General features: G+C 58.1%; 15 protein-coding genes, 1 tRNA gene and 1 pseudogene. 12 read left to right on the plus strand and 5 right to left on the minus strand.

Features of this window, described 5'->3' with window-relative positions:
• Positions 1-43 precede the first annotated feature (43 nt).
• Both HMPREF3155_RS13240 and HMPREF3155_RS03690 read left to right on the plus strand, forming a co-directional pair.
• Positions 44-175: pseudogene (locus tag HMPREF3155_RS13240) on the plus strand (IS3 family transposase); the annotation flags it as partial.
• Entirely contained in the window at positions 172-681 is a 510-nt protein-coding gene (locus HMPREF3155_RS03690) for an IS30 family transposase (RefSeq protein ID WP_371441321.1), read from the plus strand. The pseudogene HMPREF3155_RS13240 and the gene HMPREF3155_RS03690, both read left to right, overlap by 4 nt.
• A 35-nt stretch (positions 682-716) precedes the next feature.
• Here the strand turns inward: HMPREF3155_RS03690 and HMPREF3155_RS03695 are convergent, their stop codons facing one another.
• A complete protein-coding gene (locus tag HMPREF3155_RS03695; RefSeq protein WP_083281236.1) occupies positions 717-2,450 on the minus strand; it encodes a threonine/serine exporter ThrE in 1,734 nt (577 codons plus the stop codon).
• 137 nt (positions 2,451-2,587) lie between these two features.
• Between HMPREF3155_RS03695 and HMPREF3155_RS03700 the strand changes: the two genes are divergently transcribed.
• From HMPREF3155_RS03700 to HMPREF3155_RS03720, 5 genes are all read left to right on the plus strand, one after another.
• Positions 2,588-2,660: transfer RNA gene (locus HMPREF3155_RS03700), tRNA-Thr, on the plus strand.
• A 170-nt stretch (positions 2,661-2,830) separates the two neighbouring features.
• Positions 2,831-3,730 (plus strand): ABC transporter ATP-binding protein, encoded by a 900-nt coding sequence (locus HMPREF3155_RS03705; RefSeq protein ID WP_070432607.1) that lies wholly within the window; start codon positions 2,831-2,833, stop codon positions 3,728-3,730.
• Between the two features lie 2 nt (positions 3,731-3,732).
• Positions 3,733-4,455 carry an ABC transporter permease gene (locus HMPREF3155_RS03710; protein WP_061924599.1) on the plus strand — a complete coding sequence of 241 codons (723 nt, stop codon included), beginning with the start codon at positions 3,733-3,735 and terminating at the stop codon, positions 4,453-4,455.
• A gap of 16 nt (positions 4,456-4,471) precedes the next feature.
• Positions 4,472-5,548 (plus strand): sensor histidine kinase, encoded by a 1,077-nt coding sequence (locus HMPREF3155_RS03715; RefSeq protein ID WP_082785835.1) that lies wholly within the window; start codon positions 4,472-4,474, stop codon positions 5,546-5,548.
• Positions 5,548-6,159, plus strand: a complete 612-nt coding sequence (locus HMPREF3155_RS03720; protein ID WP_061924591.1) for a response regulator transcription factor — start codon at positions 5,548-5,550, stop codon at positions 6,157-6,159. Before HMPREF3155_RS03715 ends, HMPREF3155_RS03720 begins: the two co-directional genes overlap by 1 nt.
• A 6-nt stretch (positions 6,160-6,165) precedes the next feature.
• On the opposite strand, the gene HMPREF3155_RS03725 is transcribed toward HMPREF3155_RS03720, so the two are convergent.
• Both HMPREF3155_RS03725 and HMPREF3155_RS03730 read right to left on the minus strand, forming a co-directional pair.
• Positions 6,166-6,723: a TetR/AcrR family transcriptional regulator gene (locus HMPREF3155_RS03725; protein ID WP_061924588.1), complete on the minus strand. Its 558-nt coding sequence runs from the start codon at positions 6,721-6,723 to the stop codon at positions 6,166-6,168.
• The gene (locus tag HMPREF3155_RS03730) at positions 6,710-8,206 is read right to left on the minus strand and encodes an MFS transporter (protein WP_070432608.1); all 1,497 of its coding nucleotides are present in this window, start codon (positions 8,204-8,206) and stop codon (positions 6,710-6,712) included. The genes HMPREF3155_RS03725 and HMPREF3155_RS03730 overlap by 14 nt, the downstream gene beginning before the upstream one ends.
• A gap of 173 nt (positions 8,207-8,379) precedes the next feature.
• On the opposite strand from HMPREF3155_RS03730, the gene HMPREF3155_RS03735 reads away from it, so the two are divergent.
• Positions 8,380-10,116: a pyruvate dehydrogenase gene (locus HMPREF3155_RS03735; protein WP_070432609.1), complete on the plus strand. Its 1,737-nt coding sequence runs from the start codon at positions 8,380-8,382 to the stop codon at positions 10,114-10,116.
• Between the two features lie 11 nt (positions 10,117-10,127).
• Here the strand turns inward: HMPREF3155_RS03735 and HMPREF3155_RS03740 are convergent, their stop codons facing one another.
• A complete protein-coding gene (locus HMPREF3155_RS03740) occupies positions 10,128-10,484 on the minus strand; it encodes a hypothetical protein (RefSeq protein ID WP_061924582.1) in 357 nt (118 codons plus the stop codon).
• Positions 10,485-10,694: 210 nt separating this feature from the next.
• Between HMPREF3155_RS03740 and HMPREF3155_RS03745 the strand changes: the two genes are divergently transcribed.
• Together HMPREF3155_RS03745 and HMPREF3155_RS03750 are read left to right on the plus strand one after the other, a co-directional pair.
• The gene (locus HMPREF3155_RS03745; protein WP_061924579.1) at positions 10,695-11,399 is read left to right on the plus strand and encodes a response regulator transcription factor; all 705 of its coding nucleotides are present in this window, start codon (positions 10,695-10,697) and stop codon (positions 11,397-11,399) included.
• Positions 11,400-11,433: 34 nt separating this feature from the next.
• On the plus strand, positions 11,434-12,894 hold the full coding sequence (locus tag HMPREF3155_RS03750; RefSeq protein WP_083281237.1) for a sensor histidine kinase: 1,461 nt from the start codon (positions 11,434-11,436) through the stop codon (positions 12,892-12,894).
• Between the two features lie 43 nt (positions 12,895-12,937).
• Here the strand turns inward: HMPREF3155_RS03750 and HMPREF3155_RS03755 are convergent, their stop codons facing one another.
• The gene (locus tag HMPREF3155_RS03755) at positions 12,938-13,360 is read right to left on the minus strand and encodes an HIT family protein (RefSeq protein ID WP_070432624.1); all 423 of its coding nucleotides are present in this window, start codon (positions 13,358-13,360) and stop codon (positions 12,938-12,940) included.
• 34 nt (positions 13,361-13,394) lie between these two features.
• On the opposite strand from HMPREF3155_RS03755, the gene purD reads away from it, so the two are divergent.
• Both purD and purB read left to right on the plus strand, forming a co-directional pair.
• The gene (gene purD, locus HMPREF3155_RS03760; protein WP_061924611.1) at positions 13,395-14,693 is read left to right on the plus strand and encodes a phosphoribosylamine--glycine ligase; all 1,299 of its coding nucleotides are present in this window, start codon (positions 13,395-13,397) and stop codon (positions 14,691-14,693) included.
• A 71-nt stretch (positions 14,694-14,764) separates the two neighbouring features.
• A complete protein-coding gene (purB, locus tag HMPREF3155_RS03765; RefSeq protein ID WP_061924572.1) occupies positions 14,765-16,204 on the plus strand; it encodes an adenylosuccinate lyase in 1,440 nt (479 codons plus the stop codon).
• The last annotated feature ends 14 nt before the right edge of the window (positions 16,205-16,218 follow it).

Below are 16,218 nucleotides of genomic sequence, written 5' to 3' on the forward strand. Positions count from 1 at the left end.
TAGCTGAGGTAGGAACTAAACCCAGGACGCTTCAGATAATCCCATTATCTGCCGGCAGGAAGTCTTTCGATGGTGCATGCGCTACAACACCCGCAGACGGCACTCCTGGTGCAACCTTCTAGCCCCCAATGACTTCGAAGCACTCACATCAGCTACACTGACCCAAGCAGCATAGCTAACCCCCGACGTGTCTACTTTCCGGGGGTCAGGCCCGACCGCGCAGTTCCAGGGCATTGGGAAGGCGATCTCATCATCGGACAAGGAGGAACCACTGCACTTGTAACCTGTGTAGAACGCAGTACTCGCTACACCATGATCCGCAAACTAGATGTTCATGATTCCGCCACGACTGTCGATAAGTTGATCGAGATGTTTACCGGCAAAATACGCAACATCACTAAAACTCTGACCTGGGACCAAGGCGTAGAACTAGCCCAAGTAGACAAGCTGAGCATCGCACGTGGACTAGCAGTCTACTTCTGTGATCCACACTCGCCGTGGCAACGTCCTACCAACGAAAACACCAACGGGCTAGTCAGAGACTTCCTGCCCGAAGGAAGCGACTTTAGTGCCCTGACCGACAAGGATGTCCAACACATTCAAGACCTTCTCAACGGGCGCCCCAGAAAAGTCCTCAACTGGTATAAACCAGAAGAGAAGATACAAGAACTATTCAAGTGATGCATCCACCACTTGAAACCGCCGAACTTTTTTGCTCACGATTTGGCATCTGGGGCGGTTTCGGCCGCATCTTCGGCGCCGTCTGCAGCGGGTTGTGCGCTCCCACCGTCTTGCGGTTGGGCCTCCCACTGCGTGGTAACCGGCCACATCTCGGTGATGGACTCCCATTCTTCCTTCCAGTCCTCGCCGATGGCTTGGTCTTGGAGCATGCGTACCTGCTGGGCAGGCATCGGCGGCTTGGGCCCCAGCTTCGGAGGCAGGACGGGGCGGTTGACCTTGGGGGCGAAGGGGGAAAGCGGCACGCGCGGAATGCGTGGCTTGCGGGCAGCTAGGCGGCTGGCCTGGTGGAACGAGAAGTGGCCCACGCGCTTGATGGTGGCATAAGGGCGGAAGTACTGCGGGCGACGCAGGCGGCGGGCCACGCGTTCGCCCAGCACAACTCCGGCAGCCAGCGCACCGGCGATGGCTAGTGCTCGTGACAGGTTGGTAAAGCCGGAGATCATCTGCTCATTCAGCGAGGCGTACATGCCGCGGTAGAGGGTAAGGCCAGGCAGCATCGGCGTATAGCCCACGATCATTGTGATGAGCGGCGGCATCATGTAGCGGCGCGAGAGCAGGCCGCCGGCCAGGCCCACCGCCGTGGCGGAGATGCCGCAGGCTACGACGTCGCTCACGCCGAAAGGAATGACTACGAAGTAGTAGAAGAGCATACCGGCGCCGGCGGTAAGTCCAGAGACGGTAACCTCAATCCAGGAAGCGCCGCAGGCCAGGGCGAAGGCGCCTGAACCGATGCTGCCGCAGAGGATGAGCAGCGGGACCTGGTGATAGACCGGCGGCGCGAGCGTAGCCAGGGGCGGCAGGGTAAAGCCCATCCAGTCAGAGAACTGAATGCCCACGCCGACGCCGGCGATGATGGCGCCGGTGGCCAGCATGGCTTCGAAGAAGCGAGCGGCCGATGTTACCGGTGCGCGGGTGATGCCGTCGACCAAACATTGCACCAGGGTAAGGCCGGCGACGAGCACAATGATGCCTGAACCAATGATCTGGGAAGGCGAGAAGGTAATGCCGATTCCGGCGGCCATGTTGTAGAGGATCGCCGCCGGTACGACGGCGAGGAATCCGCCCATGATGTTTTGGTAGAAGGGTGGCACGCGGAACTTTGCCGCCCAGGCGTTGACGCCCATAACCAGCAAAGAGACGAAAAACGCCATGACGCCCACCAAGGCGTCGCCGCCGAGCATCACGGAGAGAATGCCGCCCATAACGCCCCAGCCCAAAAGGACGGTGGAGGTGCGATAAGGCGGCTTCATGTTGTTGATCTCGTCCAAGACGCGCTCGGCCATGGCCGGTGGTGTGGCGCCGGAGCGGATCGAGTAGATCAGGCGGTCTACCGCGGAAAGCTTGGAAAAGTCCACCGAAATTGAAGGGGCCACGCGGAAGACGTGTAGGTTACGGCGGTTAGAGCCCGCGCCCATCGCGGTGTGAATGGTGATGGTATTCATCATGATGTCCACATGGCAGTAGTGGAGACCATAGGAAGAAGCCACCAGGTGAATCTGTGCCTTGGCATCAGAGTTGGCAGTGCCGGCGCTGATTAGGATTTCGCCCACGCGCGCAGCGATTTCCATGACACCGGTGACCTGCGCGGCGTCGGTTAGATCGACTGGTGCCAGCGGCGATGGTGGTGGCGCGGCCTTTGCCGCATCGATGGTGGCAACGTAGCCGGAAGAAGCGCTAAAACGCTCCCTCAGCGCGGAAATAAATGACACGCAACAAACCCTTAAAAACTGATTGAGACTCTTGCTTGCACTCTATCCGCTGGGGTTGCGCGACGCACGGGCCACCCCAGTGTTTTCGTCCGCTCGCCTGCTCGGGTACGATTCTTCGCAGCGGTTCAATCCGCGGTGCTGGAGTGGCGCAATTGGTAGCGCAACGCACTTGTAATGCGTAGGTTGCGAGTTCAAGTCTCGTCTCCAGCTCAATGGCCCTGGTGAAATTTATTTCTACCGGGGCTAATTTCATTGGAAAGCAACGCCGAGCTTCTGACTTGGCAGTCGCCGACTGAGATTAATACCCCGTGACAATTGTCATCGCCGACTAATGACAATTGCTATACGTACTCTTCGCGGTGTCGCATGAGACTTGAACCATGGCAAACACGGAGTCCACGTTAAGAGTTGAATCACTAACAAAGTCATTTGGTGAGGTTTGTGCAGTAAAGGACCTCAGTTTCTCGATTGAGCGCGGTGAGGTCGTAGCCCTTTTGGGACCTAATGGTGCGGGTAAGACTTCCACCATCGATCTCACCTTGGGCCTAAGCAAACCAGATTCAGGAAACATTGAAGTATGCGGGACGACGCCGCGCAACGCGGTGGTGCTCGGTCGAGTTTCTGCAATGATGCAGTCGGGAGGCCTGCTTCCTAACTTAAAGGTTCGCGAAACGGTTGAGCTTATGGCCAGTTTCCATCGTGATTCCTTAAGCGCAGAGGAAGCATTAGAACGCGCTGGTGCTGGCGAGTTTGCAGAACGGTACGTGGGTAAATGCTCAGGAGGCCAGCAACAAAAGCTACGTTTTGCAATGGCTTTGGTCAGCAAGCCTGACCTCATCGTCTTAGACGAACCTACAGCTGGCGTGGATGTAGAAGCTCGACGCGATTTTTGGGCGAATATACGTGAAGATGCTCGCGAGGGACGAACCGTTATCTTCGCTACCCATTATTTGGAAGAAGCCGACGATTTTGCAGATCGAATCGTGATGATGAATCACGGTGTCCTTGTAGCGGACGGCAGCCCACAGGAGCTACGAGCGCAAGTTTCAGGAAAAACAATTCATGCCAAACTTCAAGCTTCGCAGTCAGAAGTGGAACAAGCATTAAGAGATTTTCCTCAGATATCGCTCGATATGCGCAGGGAAGAATTCGTTTTGGTAGCCGAGGATACTGACAAAATCGCACGCTTGCTTTTAACTCGAGGTCTTGCGAGAGACATCAGCATTACTGCGCGCAGCCTTGATGACGCCTTTATCGACCTAGCTCATCAGGAAAGGTAGATATGTATTTATACAAATTGGAAATGAAGCGCATTTTGCGCAATGTCCGTGGTCTAGTTTTCGTCGTGGTTATCCCCATTGCCTTTCTGTTCATATTTGCTACTGCAGACTATGCACAGCAGGAATATGGGAATGGAAACTGGGCAGCAAATATCTTAATAAGTCTTGCCCTTTATGCTGGGTTAATGGCGACTGCTGGAACTGGTGCAGCAGTCGGCATCGAAAGAGCAAGTGGGTGGAGTCGGCAGCTGCGTTTAACTCCTCTTCGCCCAATTAACTATGTAGGAGCTAAAGCCACAGCGGGATTAGCTCTGAGCGGTATAGCCTTGCTCACGGTTTATATCTGTGGACCGCTGGTCCATGCACACATGCCGGCTCTGGCTTGGGCTCAGTCTTTTGTCATCGCATGGTTGGGCTCAATCATTTTTATGTCTTTTGGGTTGTTCATGGGATACCTTTTGCCTGCAGAGACCACAATGCAGGTAGTTGGGCCTTTGTTAGCGTTGCTGTCTTTCCTCGGGGGAGTATTTATGCCACTGACTCCTGGATCGACTTTCGACAAGATTGGAAGTCTTACCCCGCTCTACGGACTTCATAAGTTGGCGCTTTCGCCGATGGACGCGAGCAACTTTTCGTGGGCTGCAGTGGCCAATGTTGTGGTTTGGCTGTTCGTATTCTTGGTCGGGGCAGCCCGGAAGATGCGCTATGATACGGCTCGGGTTTAGCTAAGATGAAAAAGTGATGACTCGGTATATTACCTGGCCAAACAGTATTTGGGCCATTTTCTGGTTGGCCCTTACTGTTCCAATTCTTTTGACGGTTCGAAGCCACCCGTATCCGGTTTCAAGCGCGGTTCTTGTTCTTTGCTGCGTATTTTGTCTCATTGGTTCCTGGGCTATCGCAATCGATGATCTGCGCCTAGGTGTGATGCGGGTCAATCTCCGTGCAGTTTCGTTGTTAGTGGTTGGAACCTTTCTCGCACTGATCGTGCTTAATCTTGTCGGAACCGATGCGATTCAACTTGCATACTTCATTGCCTCGGCTGTTGCATTTGTATTTCCGTGGCAGGTTTCCCTGCCTTTTACTGCAGTCGCCGCGATAGCGATTCCTCAGTCGCTATGGCCGTTCGGCCACTTGTCTTTGATTACAACCGGCATTGCCTGTTTAGCAAGCCGAATGGCGATTATTAGCCAAGCGCAAAGGAAGATACAGGAAGTTCGATCCCAAGAACTCGAAGTAAACGAAGAGCGCAACCGCATGGCTCGCGACATGCACGATATTTTGGGACATTCTCTCACAACGGTGACACTTAAAGCGGAGCTTGCAAAGAAGCTCATTGAGCTCGACCCGAATACGGCGAAGTCACAAATTGCAGAAATTGAGGAAATCTCGAGGTCTGCGCTGGCAGAAGTTCGCACCGCAATAAATGGCTATCGAGAGCTCAGCCTTTCCGGTGAACTAGCTCGGGCATTAAGCCTCCTTCAAAGCGCAGGTATTAAAGCGAAGATGCCGAATTCGGTAGATGAAGTACAGGTTGATTTGAGGGAAGTGTTTGCTTGGGTAGTGCGTGAAGGGACTACGAATGTTGTCCGACATTCCGGTGCAAAGAGATGCTCCATCAGTCTGACCTCCAAATCTGTATTGATTGAAGACGACGGAGTCGGAATAGCAGAGATAAGGGAAGGAAATGGTCTGCGAGGGCTGCGGGAGCGATGCCAAAATAACGGAGTCGAATTGTGCTTGGGTGAAACCACCATGGGAGGTCTGAAGCTTACAGCCCAGGCCGTTCAAACCGGGCCATGGGCTAAGGAGCATTAATGATAAAAGTGATGCTTGCTGATGATCAGGCTATGGTGCGAGGCGCATTAAGCGCCTTGCTTAGCTTGGAAAGTGACATTGAGGTAGTGGCCGACGTTGGCGACGGAAGCGAGGTCATGGAGGTCGCCTCGGTGGCTTGTCCTGATGTTATTTTGATGGATGTAGATATGCCGAATGTGGACGGTCTGACTGCTACGAAACGCCTTAGAGAAGCGCTACCGCAGGTAAAGATATTGATAGTTACAACGTTCGGGCGCCCGGGTTTCTTGCGTCGCGCGGTTTCCGCGGGAGCACATGGCTTCATCGTTAAAGACGCGCCTGCCGCAGAGCTCGCTGATGCGGTGCGCCGAGTTCACTCCGGCTTGCGTGTAGTTGATCCCAAACTTGCTGCAGATTCTTTTCTATTCGGTGAATCGCCTCTCACCGTTCGAGAATCCGAAGTGCTTCAAGCAGCCGCCGATGGTGCGGTCGTCGCGGAAATCGCGAAGCGGGTTAACTTATCGGAGGGCACGGTGCGCAATCACTTGTCGCGTGCGATGGCTAAGACTGGTGCTGACACTCGTGCAGCGGCAGTAAATCTTGCCATTGAGCGGGGCTGGATTATCAGTTGACGTTGCTTAATCTTTAAGCGGTGCGGTTTGTAGCTTTCCTGAATCTAGGAATTCCAAGACGAGTTCCACTGTCTTTTTGCGAGTAGCTGTGGGTATCTTTCGTTCAGTCAAGTGGTCGTGGACCCAGAGGCCATTGCCAAGGATGGTGGCGATGAGCGCGGTTTGGTCATCAGCTGCCGGATCTGGCAGCCAGCGCTTGTCGACGTCGCGCCATTGTTCCATGAAGTCCGGGTGTTGCTGAGAGTGGATGCTCATCAGCAATTCGATCAGAGGGTCGTTCTTGCCTAGGGATTGCACGAGTGCGCGCAGGCGCTCCTTTTTGTCTAGCTCCGCGGCCTGCTTGCCGCCGGCTAGCTCTTCGAGTTCCGCTTCCCAGCGCGCGGCGCAGAAGCGGTGGCACTCGATGAGTAGATCGTGGCGGGAAGGAAAGTGATAGATGAGCCCGGACTTTGACATTCCCGTGGCGGTGGCCAGGGCGTCGTAAGTCACGGCATGCACGCCCTCGTTCTCGATGATGGTGAGGGCGGCTTTTAGCACTTCGGTCTTTTTACTAATGCGCGGCATCGTAGCCTCCCGACTTCGGGTTGTTTTTAAACAAATAGCCGGTCACTGCGGCGAAGAGCAGCATCATCGCGAGCAAGCCGCCGAGGGTCGTGAGGTAAGCGTTGTCGTAGGCGGCTGCGGCGAGGTCGTGGGTCGCGGCGTCGTAAAGCGCTTGCATGCCCTCGACATCCGCGGGCAGATTGCGGGAGTAAAGCAAAGGCACAATGGAGCCGGTGATAGCGATGGATAGCAGCGTGCCGAGCTCGTAGGAGACCTCCTCGACGCCTGCGGCCATGCCGGAACGATGGGGTGGTGCCGCGCCGATGATGGCGGTTGAGGCCACGGACATCGTGAGCCCCGCGCCGATGCCCATGCAGAGCAGCCCCGCAACGAAGCACCAAAAGATGCCGTGGTGGCCCGCCCACATCGCGATGGCGATGCCCGCAGCCATGAAAGCAAACCCGCCGGCGATGATGGGCAGAAAGCCCCAGCGGTGAAGGTTGGCGCCGCCTAGGGTGGACATCGGAAGTGCCGCAATCGCCACCGCGGAAATGGTGATTCCCGCATGCAGGGGGCTTAAACCATCGACCATCTGTAGCTTCTGCGTGGTGAGCATCTCCAACCCGGACATGCCAAACATTGCGCCGCCCGCGGCAATGACGCCGCCTGTGAAGATGGGGGAGCGGAAGATATCGAAGGTGAGCATCGGCTCAGAAAGCTGCTTTTGGCGGCGAGCAAACGCGAAGCTGCCGATGCCGCAGGCCACCAGCGCGCCGCCGGCCAGCCCATAGTGGGAACCCGCCACCGACTTAATGGCCAGCACTAGGGAAGAAAGCGTAATAAGCGCAAAGAGTGAGGACGCGAAATCCCAGTGCTTGTCTGGGTTCGGTTGGTTGGGCGGTGCCAAAAGGAAAGTCAGTAAGAGTGCGACGAGCACGATGGGCACGTTGATTAAAAAGACCGAGCCCCACCAGAAGTGCTCGAGGAGGAATCCGCCGACGGTAGGGCCGGCCGCAGCGCCCACGACCGCAACGGAGGCCCAGATGCCGATCGCGGTGTTGCGTTCGATTTCATCATCGAAGGTCAGGCGAATCAGTGCCAAAGTAGCGGGCATCATCACGGCAGCGCCAAGGCCCAAGAATGCGCGCGCAGCCACCAAGAACCACGCGCCGGGGGCGAGCGCGGCGGCGAGGGATGCGCTGCCGAAAAGCACAAGGCCGATGACGAACATGCGGCGATGACCAATGCGATCTCCCAGGGTGCCCGTGCCCAGCAATAAGCCGGCCAGCACCAGCGCATAGGCGTTGATGATCCATAGCTGTTGGGTAGAGGTGGTGTGGAGCTGATCCGTCAGTGCTGGGAGGGCGGTGTAGAGGATTGAGTTATCGAGGCCGACCATGAGTAGGCCGAGCGAGATCACGGCAAAGAAAGTCCAGCGCTGTACGGCGGTGGACTCGGTGTTCGTGGCGGCGCTATTGGAATGGCCTAAATCGGTGGTGGACATGGTTCGAAAATGTACCGAACGTTCATTACAGTTTCAAACGCTCGAATGCGGCCTGTGTTTCGTATCACCAAGCAGGGGGGTTGGTGAGTCTTGAGTAAAAAGCTGGCACAAAGGGGAATTAATAAGGACACTGGATGGAGAAACTATTTACTATTCCTGAAAGAAGTAGTGATATGGCGAAGAATTACGCAGAACAGCTCGTAGAAACTCTCGAGGCCCAAGGCGTCGAGCGCATTTATGGTCTGGTTGGTGACTCCCTGAACCCAATCGTGGATGCGGTGCGCCGTTCCTCCATCGATTGGGTGCACGTCCGCAATGAGGAAGCTGCCGCGTTCGCAGCTGAGGCAGATTCCCTGACCACAGGCAAGCTCGCCGTGTGCGCGGCATCCTGCGGCCCGGGCAACACCCACTTGGTGCAGGGGCTTTACGACGCCCACCGCAACGGCGCCAAGGTTCTGGCCATCGCATCCCACATTCCATCTCGCCAGATTGGCTCCAAGTTCTTCCAGGAGACCCACCCGGAGATGCTCTTCACCGAGTGCTCCGCTTACTGCGAGATGGTCAACTCCGCTGACCAGGGCGGTGTCATTTTGCACCACGCTATCCAGTCCACCATGGCTGGCAAGGGCGTTTCCGTGCTCGTTATCCCAGGCGACGTTTCCACGCAGGAGGCTGAAGATGATACCTTCACCACCTCCACCATCTCCGCTGGACGTCCAGTTGTCTTCCCGGATCCGGCTGAAGCAGCCGCGCTAACCCAGGCTATTAATGAGGCTAAGACCGTCGCGCTCTTCGTCGGTGCTGGCGTCAAGGATGCCCGCGAGCAGGTGCTGGCGCTGGCGGAAAAGATTAAGGCGCCAATCGGCCACGCGCTGGGCGGCAAGATGTACATCCAGTACGACAACCCGTTCGACGTCGGCATGTCCGGCCTTCTGGGCTACGGCGCGGCACACGACGCCACCCACGAGGCCGACCTGCTTATCCTTCTGGGCACCGACTTCCCGTACAACGACTTCTTGCCCAAGGGCAACGTCGCACAGGTCGACATTGACGGCTCCCACATCGGCCGCCGCACCAAGATTAAGTACCCGGTTACCGGTGACGTGGCTGTCACCATCGAGAACATCCTTCCGCACATTGATGAGAAGAAGGATCGCCGCTTCCTCGACAAGATGCTCAAGGAGCACTACAACAAGCTCAACCACGTGGTGGAGGCATACACTAAGAAGGCTGAGAAGATGAAGCCTATCCACCCAGAGTTCGTGGCCAACATCATCGATGAAGAAGCAGCTGACAACGCCGTCTTCACCGTCGACACCGGCATGTGCAACGTCTGGGGCGCTCGCTACATCACCCCGAATGGCAAGCGTGAGCAGATCGGTTCCTTCCGCCACGGCACCATGGCTAACGCACTGCCGATGGCCATCGGCGCACAGGCCGCTAACGAAGGTCGCCAGGTCATCTCCTTCTCCGGTGATGGTGGACTGTCCATGCTGATGGGTGAGCTGCTGACCGTGAAGCTGCACAACCTGCCGGTGAAGACCTTCGTCTTCAACAACTCCTCGCTGGGCATGGTCAAGCTGGAGATGCTGGTCCAGGGTCTGCCAGAGCACGAGACCGACCATGAGCACGTGGATTATGCCGCGATCGCAGAGGCTGCCGGCATCAAGCACATCCACATCGAGGACCCGAAGAAGGCCCGCAAGCAGATTCGCGAGGCCATGGATTTCGATGGCCCGGTTCTGGTTGACATGATCACCGACCCGAACGCTCTTTCCATCCCGCCGACACTGACCTTCGAGCAGCTGCTGGGCTTCTCCAAGGCCGCCACCCGCACCGTCTTTGGCGGCGGCGTTGGTCAGATGCTGCAGCTCGCGCAGTCCAACCTGCGCAACATTCCGCGCCCGTAGGCGGCTAGCCGCTAGTCCGCTACGTACTCCATCGTTTCGAACCGTGCAGTTTCGGGTGTAGCCGTCAAGAACATTTCGGCAAGGCCTGAAGACTGCACCATGGTGTGGAAAGAAAGCGCGTCTTCCTTTTCACTGAGATCAGGAAATGCGCCCCACAGTCTGACCGTCCGCCCGTCATGGAGCTGTCGGTTCCACAAATCCAAGTGGTACCACGTGCTCTCTCCAGAAGGGTCTATGCTCCTGCGGGATTGAATTCCGACTCCGGTGAGAACGGTTCCTTCGGGCAGCATGTCGCTTTCAAAGACCTCGTTGGTGAGTTGGTCGATGAATCGGAACTGTTCTTCGGACAACGTGAGTTTCTTGCGCACTTGGAATCCTTCTTCAGATTGGTTGCCGTGATTGCCATCGGTGAAGTCGACTTGGTGTTCACCTTACGTATTCCGGCCTGGTTGTTGGCGCCGTTGGCTAGGATGGGAGTTCACAGGTGATGTCCAGACTCCCTTCAGTGCCCTTGGAAGGCTGGGTGTCATTATTGCGAAATAGCAACAAGCACTCGCTGAAGGAAGTAACAAGAGCTAATGGACGACAATAAAGAAGTAAAAGTCCTCGTCGTTGATGATGAGCCCAACATCGTGGAGTTACTCACCGTTTCCCTGAAGTTCCAGGGTTTCGAAGTATTCAGCGCAAACTCCGGCACTGAGGCGCTGCGGGTGGCCCGCGAGGTTAATCCTGATGCCTACATCATGGACGTCATGATGCCGGGCATGGACGGCTTCGAGCTGCTTGGCAAGCTGCGTCAGGAAGGCCTCGACGGCCCGGTGCTTTACTTGACCGCAAAGGACAGCGTCGATCAGCGCATCCATGGCCTGACCATCGGTGCCGATGATTACGTGACTAAGCCGTTCAGCCTGGAAGAGGTTATCACCCGCCTGCGCGTTATCCTGCGCCGCGGCGCGAACGTCGATGACGCAAACAGTGACGCCACCATTTCCTATGCTGACCTCACCTTGAATGATGACACCCACGAGGTCACCAAGGGAGGCGAAATCATCGAGCTGTCCCCAACCGAGTTCAACCTTCTGCGCTACCTCATGCAGAACAAGGAAGTGGTGCTGTCCAAGTCCAAGATCTTGGACAACGTCTGGCACTACGACTTCGGCGGCGATGGCAACGTAGTCGAGTCCTATATCTCCTACCTGCGCCGCAAGATCGACACCGGCGATACGCAGCTTATTCATACTGTTCGCGGCGTCGGCTATGTTCTGCGCATGCCGCGTAACTAGTAGTTCGCCACAGTCCTTTTTCGAGTACTAATACATGAGCACTACCCACTCGGCGGCGGAATCTACGCTGCCTGAAACCCCGTCCGTTGCGGTTCCCTCCGGGGAGCGCGCTAAGCGACGCCGCGTGCAGCGCCCCAAAGCGATGCCGCTGCGCACGTGGCTTTTGGTGCTCATGGTCTTGGTCTCTGGCCTCGGCCTGGCGGGTGCCTCTTTGGCGGTGTCCTCGATTATGTCCGACGTCATGTATGGCAACGTCGATGATCAGCTAAAGGATGCCACCAACGGCTGGGCGCGCAATATGAGCAACGACTACTATTTGGGGGACTACTCTAGGCGCCCGCCTACGGAATACGTGGCGCTTAGCTACCTGCCGAATGGCACCGTTTTATACACCGGCCCCAAGACCAGCATGCCGGACGCGAAGAACCTCTACATCGGTGACGAGCCTGCCACCGTCGGTTCCGTTGGAAACGACGAAACCAAGTGGCGCGCCGTGGCCATCAAGGTCGATGGCACCGTGACCGTAGTGGCCAAGGATCTCACCCACGAGCGGCTTATTCTCCGCGGTCTAGCGATCGTGCAAATAATCATCACTGCCGTGGTCATGGGCATTATCGCCGTGGTGGGCATGTGGTTTATCCGCCGCGCGCTGCGCCCGCTGCGCGTCGTTGAAAAGACCGCCTCCGAGATTGCCGCGGGTGACTTGGACAAGCGTGTGCCGGAGTGGCCGAAGCACACCGAGGTTGGTCAGCTCTCGGCTGCGCTCAACGTGATGCTGGGGCAGCTGCAGCGCTCAGTTGTCCAAGCCCAAGATAAAGAGGAGCAGATGCGCCGTTTCGTCGGCGATGCTTCCCACGAGCTACGCACCCCGCTGACCAGTTTGCGTGGCTACACCGAGCTTTATCGCTCCGGCGCCACCAAGGATGTGGATCTTGTTTTTTCCAAGATCGATGACGAGTCCAAGCGAATGTCGCTATTGGTGGAGGACCTGCTTTCTCTGACCCGCGCCGAGGGCTCGCGCCTGGACATGCGCACTGTGGACATGCTGGAGCTGGTGCTTTCCGTCGGTTCCTCCGCGCGTGCCGCGTTTGCCGGCCGCCAGATCGACGTGGTTAACGAGACCCACGATATTCCGGTGGTCAAAGGCGACCCTGATCGCCTGCACCAGGTGCTGCTCAACCTCGTCTCCAACGGCATTCGCCACGGTGGCGAGGAGGCCAAGGTCAAGCTCACCATCCGCGAAGAGGGCGAGGGCGCGGACAAGGCGGTGCTTATCGACGTCGCCGATGACGGCAAGGGCATGTCCCCCGAGGACACCAGCCACATCTTTGAGCGCTTCTACCGCGCGGATTCTTCCCGCACCCGCGATACCGGCGGCTCGGGCTTGGGCCTGGCCATCGTGAAATCTTTGGTGGAGCAGCACGGCGGCAGCATTGCCGTGAGCTCCCAGCTGGGGGAGGGCTCCACCTTTACGGTGCGCCTCCCAGCTTCATAATTAATCGGCCGCTAACGAGGCCTTCTCATGAGGACGCTGCTAGTTAGCGGCGTCCTTCTTCGTCGGTGCCCAAGTGCTGGCGAATACGCGTTGCTGCCTCATCCATGGCGGCAGGGTCGGTGGCGTCGGCAGCAAATGCCTTGGCGAAGTCGTACTCTTCCATCTTCTCGGTGGGGAAGAGGTGGATGTGGGTATGCGGCACGTCGAAGCCGGCGATGATGTAGCCGGTGCGTGGAGAGTTAAATGCCGTCTTGATGGCGGCGCCGATCTCCAGTGCCACCTCGTTGAGGTGTGCCCAGGTCTGTGGGTCGAGGTCGGTCCACTTATCTACTTCCTCAATCGGAACTACCAGAGTGTGGCCGTAGTTGAGGGGCTCGATGGATAAAAAGGCCACGCAGGTCTCGTCGCGGTAGACAAAGCGACCTGGCAGTTCGCCATTAATAATCTTGGTAAATACAGAAGACATGGTGACTAGGCTACCGCCAGTTAAGATAGACGGCATGCGCATTCTCGTAATTGGCTCGGGCGGCCGCGAACACGCCCTGCTCAAAGGTCTCAAGGCAGATCCACTGACCACTGAACTCCACGTTGCCCCTGGCTCGCCGAACTTCGATTCCCTGGCCACGGTGCATCCTGAGTACTCCAAGGTTGATGACCCAGCACAGATGCTGGAGCTGGCGCAGAAAATTGACGCCGAGCTCGTCGTCGTTGGCCCCGAGGTGCCGCTGGTTGCCGGCGTCGCAGATGAGCTGCGCGCCAACGGCATCGCCGTCTTCGGCCCCTCCAAGGAGGCCGCGCAGATTGAGGGCTCCAAGGCCTTTGCCAAGGACGTCATGAATGCTGCTGGCGTTCGCACCGCTCGCGCGGAGCAGCTGGTGCCGGGGGCTTCCGACGCCGACATTGAGTCCGCCCTCGACCGTTTCGGCCCGCACTTCGTGGTGAAAGATGACGGCCTCGCCGGCGGCAAGGGCGTCGTTGTCACCGACGACCGCGCTGCCGCGAAGGAACATGTAAACGAGGTTCACGCGGCAGGAAACCCGGTCCTGCTCGAGTCCTTCCTCGATGGCCCAGAAGTTTCCCTGTTCTGCTTGGTCGACGGCGAGACCGTCGTTCCGTTGCTCCCAGCGCAGGACCACAAGCGCGCCTACGACAATGACGAAGGCCCCAACACCGGCGGCATGGGCGCCTATACGCCGCTGCCGTGGCTGCCTGCCGACGGCGTGCAGCGCATCGTCGACGAAGTCTGCAAGCCAGTTGCCGCCGAAATGGTGCGCCGCGGCACCCCGTACTCCGGCCTGCTTTATGCCGGCCTCGCGTGGGGCAAGGAGGGCATCGCCGTTGTCGAGTTCAACTGCCGCTTCGGCGACCCAGAAACCCAGGCAGTTCTTTCCATGCTCGAGTCCCCGCTGGCTGAGGCGCTTAACGCCACCGCCACCGGCAAGCTTGCCGAGCTGGACGAGCTGAAGTGGAAGGACGGCTACGCCGTTACCGTCGTCCTGGCCGCTGAGGGCTACCCAGCCTCCCCGCGTAAGGGCGACGTCATCACCGGCCCGGGCCTGGATGATCCGAACAAGGTCCTCCACGCCGGTACCTCGCAAGCCGAAGGCTCGCGCGGTGTTGAAGAGGAAGTCGATGTCATCTCCAACGGCGGCCGCGTGCTCAACGTCCTGGGCCAGGGCGCCACACTCGCCGAGGCCCGCGCCGCCGCCTACGAGGTGCTAGAAGGCCTTAAGTTGGACGGCAGCTTCTACCGTCGCGACATCGGAAAGCGTGCCGAAGACGGCGAGATTTCCATCTAGCTTTTCTCTCGCACCCCCGTATAGCCCAGCTTGCTACCAAAAGGTACAGGCTGGGCTTTGTACATGGAATAATGTTTCCCGTGGCTGAAAAGAAGAACATTTCCAACGTCCTATCCTCCCGCTATGCCTCCGCAGAGCTTTCCAATATTTGGAGCCCGGAGTACAAGATCATCCTGGAGCGCCAGCTGTGGATCGCCGTCATGCGCGCGCAAAAGGATTTGGGAGTCGATATTCCAGCAGAGGCCATTGCGGCCTACGAGTCCGTGGTTGAGCAGGTGGACCTCGAGTCCATCGCTGCCCGTGAGCGCGTAACGCGCCACGACGTCAAGGCCCGCATCGAGGAGTTCAACGCCCTCGCTGGCTTTGAGCACATCCACAAGGGCATGACCAGCCGAGATCTCACCGAGAACGTCGAGCAGCTGCAGATTCATTCCTCGCTGCGCCTCATCCGTGACAAGGCCATCGCGGTCGTCGCGCGCATCGGCAAGCATGCGGCTGCTTACCAGTCTCAGGTCATGGCCGGCCGTTCCCACAACGTTGCTGCTCAGGCCACCACCCTGGGCAAACGCTTTGCTTCCGCAGCCGATGAGATGCTGCTGGGCATCGAGCGCGTCGAATCGCTCCTGGCTGCCTATCCGCTGCGCGGCATCAAGGGCCCGATGGGCACCTCCCAGGACATGCTCGACCTGATGGGCGGCTCCGAGGACAAGCTGGCCTCCCTGGAGACTGCGATTGCTGATCACCTGGGCTTCCACCGCATCTTCAACTCCGTTGGTCAGGTTTACCCACGCTCCCTCGACTTCGACGCCGTTTCCGCTCTGGTTGAGCTGGGCGCCGGCCCGTCTTCCTTGGCCACCACCATCCGCTTGATGGCTGGCAATGAGACCGTCACCGAGGGCTTCAAGGAAGGCCAGGTTGGTTCTTCCGCGATGCCACACAAGATGAACGCCCGTTCCTGCGAGCGCGTGTGTGGCTTCCAGGTCATCCTGCGCGGCTACCTCACCATGGTTGCGGATCTCTCCGGTCAGCAGTGGAACGAGGGCGACGTATTCTGCTCCGTGGTGCGCCGCGTTGCGCTTCCCGACGCCTTCTTTGCCCTCGACGGCCAGTTCGAAACCTTCCTGACCGTGCTGGACGAGTTCGGTGCCTTCCCTGCGATGATCGACCGCGAGCTCGAGCGCTACCTGCCTTTCCTTGCCACCACCCGCATCCTGATGGCGGCCGTGCGTGCCGGCGTCGGCCGCGAGACCGCGCACGAGGTCATCAAGGAAAACGCCGTCGCAGTGGCGCTGAACATGCGCGAAAACGGCGGCGATCAGGACTTGGTCGAGCGCCTTGCCGCCGACGAGCGCCTGCCGATGTCCGCCGAGGACCTGGAGGCTGCCTTGGCCGATAAGCACGCCTTCATCGGCGCTGCGGAGTCCCAGGTCAACCAGGTTCTTACCCGCATCAACAATCTGGTCAGCGAGCACCCGAAGGCCGCCGCTTATACCCCAGGCGAGATTCTCTAAAAGCGAATTAGGAT

The organism is Corynebacterium sp. HMSC06D04 (genome assembly GCF_001807315.1).
Classification (GTDB): Bacteria; Actinomycetota; Actinomycetes; order Mycobacteriales; family Mycobacteriaceae; genus Corynebacterium; species Corynebacterium simulans.

Bases quoted from the DNA above. Each gene is read 5' to 3' on its own strand.
- HMPREF3155_RS03735 (WP_070432609.1), top strand. From the start codon at position 8,380: ATGGCGAAGAATTACGCAGAACAGCTCGTAGAAACTCTCGAGGCCCAA.
- HMPREF3155_RS03730 (WP_070432608.1), bottom strand. From the start codon at position 8,206: ATGTCCACCACCGATTTAGGCCATTCCAATAGCGCCGCCACGAACACC.
- purD (WP_061924611.1), top strand. From the start codon at position 13,395: ATGCGCATTCTCGTAATTGGCTCGGGCGGCCGCGAACACGCCCTGCTC.
- HMPREF3155_RS03715 (WP_082785835.1), top strand. From the start codon at position 4,472: ATGACTCGGTATATTACCTGGCCAAACAGTATTTGGGCCATTTTCTGG.
- HMPREF3155_RS03745 (WP_061924579.1), top strand. From the start codon at position 10,695: ATGGACGACAATAAAGAAGTAAAAGTCCTCGTCGTTGATGATGAGCCC.
- HMPREF3155_RS03720 (WP_061924591.1), top strand. From the start codon at position 5,548: ATGATAAAAGTGATGCTTGCTGATGATCAGGCTATGGTGCGAGGCGCA.
- HMPREF3155_RS03705 (WP_070432607.1), top strand. From the start codon at position 2,831: ATGGCAAACACGGAGTCCACGTTAAGAGTTGAATCACTAACAAAGTCA.
- HMPREF3155_RS03725 (WP_061924588.1), bottom strand. From the start codon at position 6,723: ATGCCGCGCATTAGTAAAAAGACCGAAGTGCTAAAAGCCGCCCTCACC.
- HMPREF3155_RS03750 (WP_083281237.1), top strand. From the start codon at position 11,434: ATGAGCACTACCCACTCGGCGGCGGAATCTACGCTGCCTGAAACCCCG.
- HMPREF3155_RS03710 (WP_061924599.1), top strand. From the start codon at position 3,733: ATGTATTTATACAAATTGGAAATGAAGCGCATTTTGCGCAATGTCCGT.
- HMPREF3155_RS03755 (WP_070432624.1), bottom strand. From the start codon at position 13,360: ATGTCTTCTGTATTTACCAAGATTATTAATGGCGAACTGCCAGGTCGC.
- purB (WP_061924572.1), top strand. From the start codon at position 14,765: ATGTTTCCCGTGGCTGAAAAGAAGAACATTTCCAACGTCCTATCCTCC.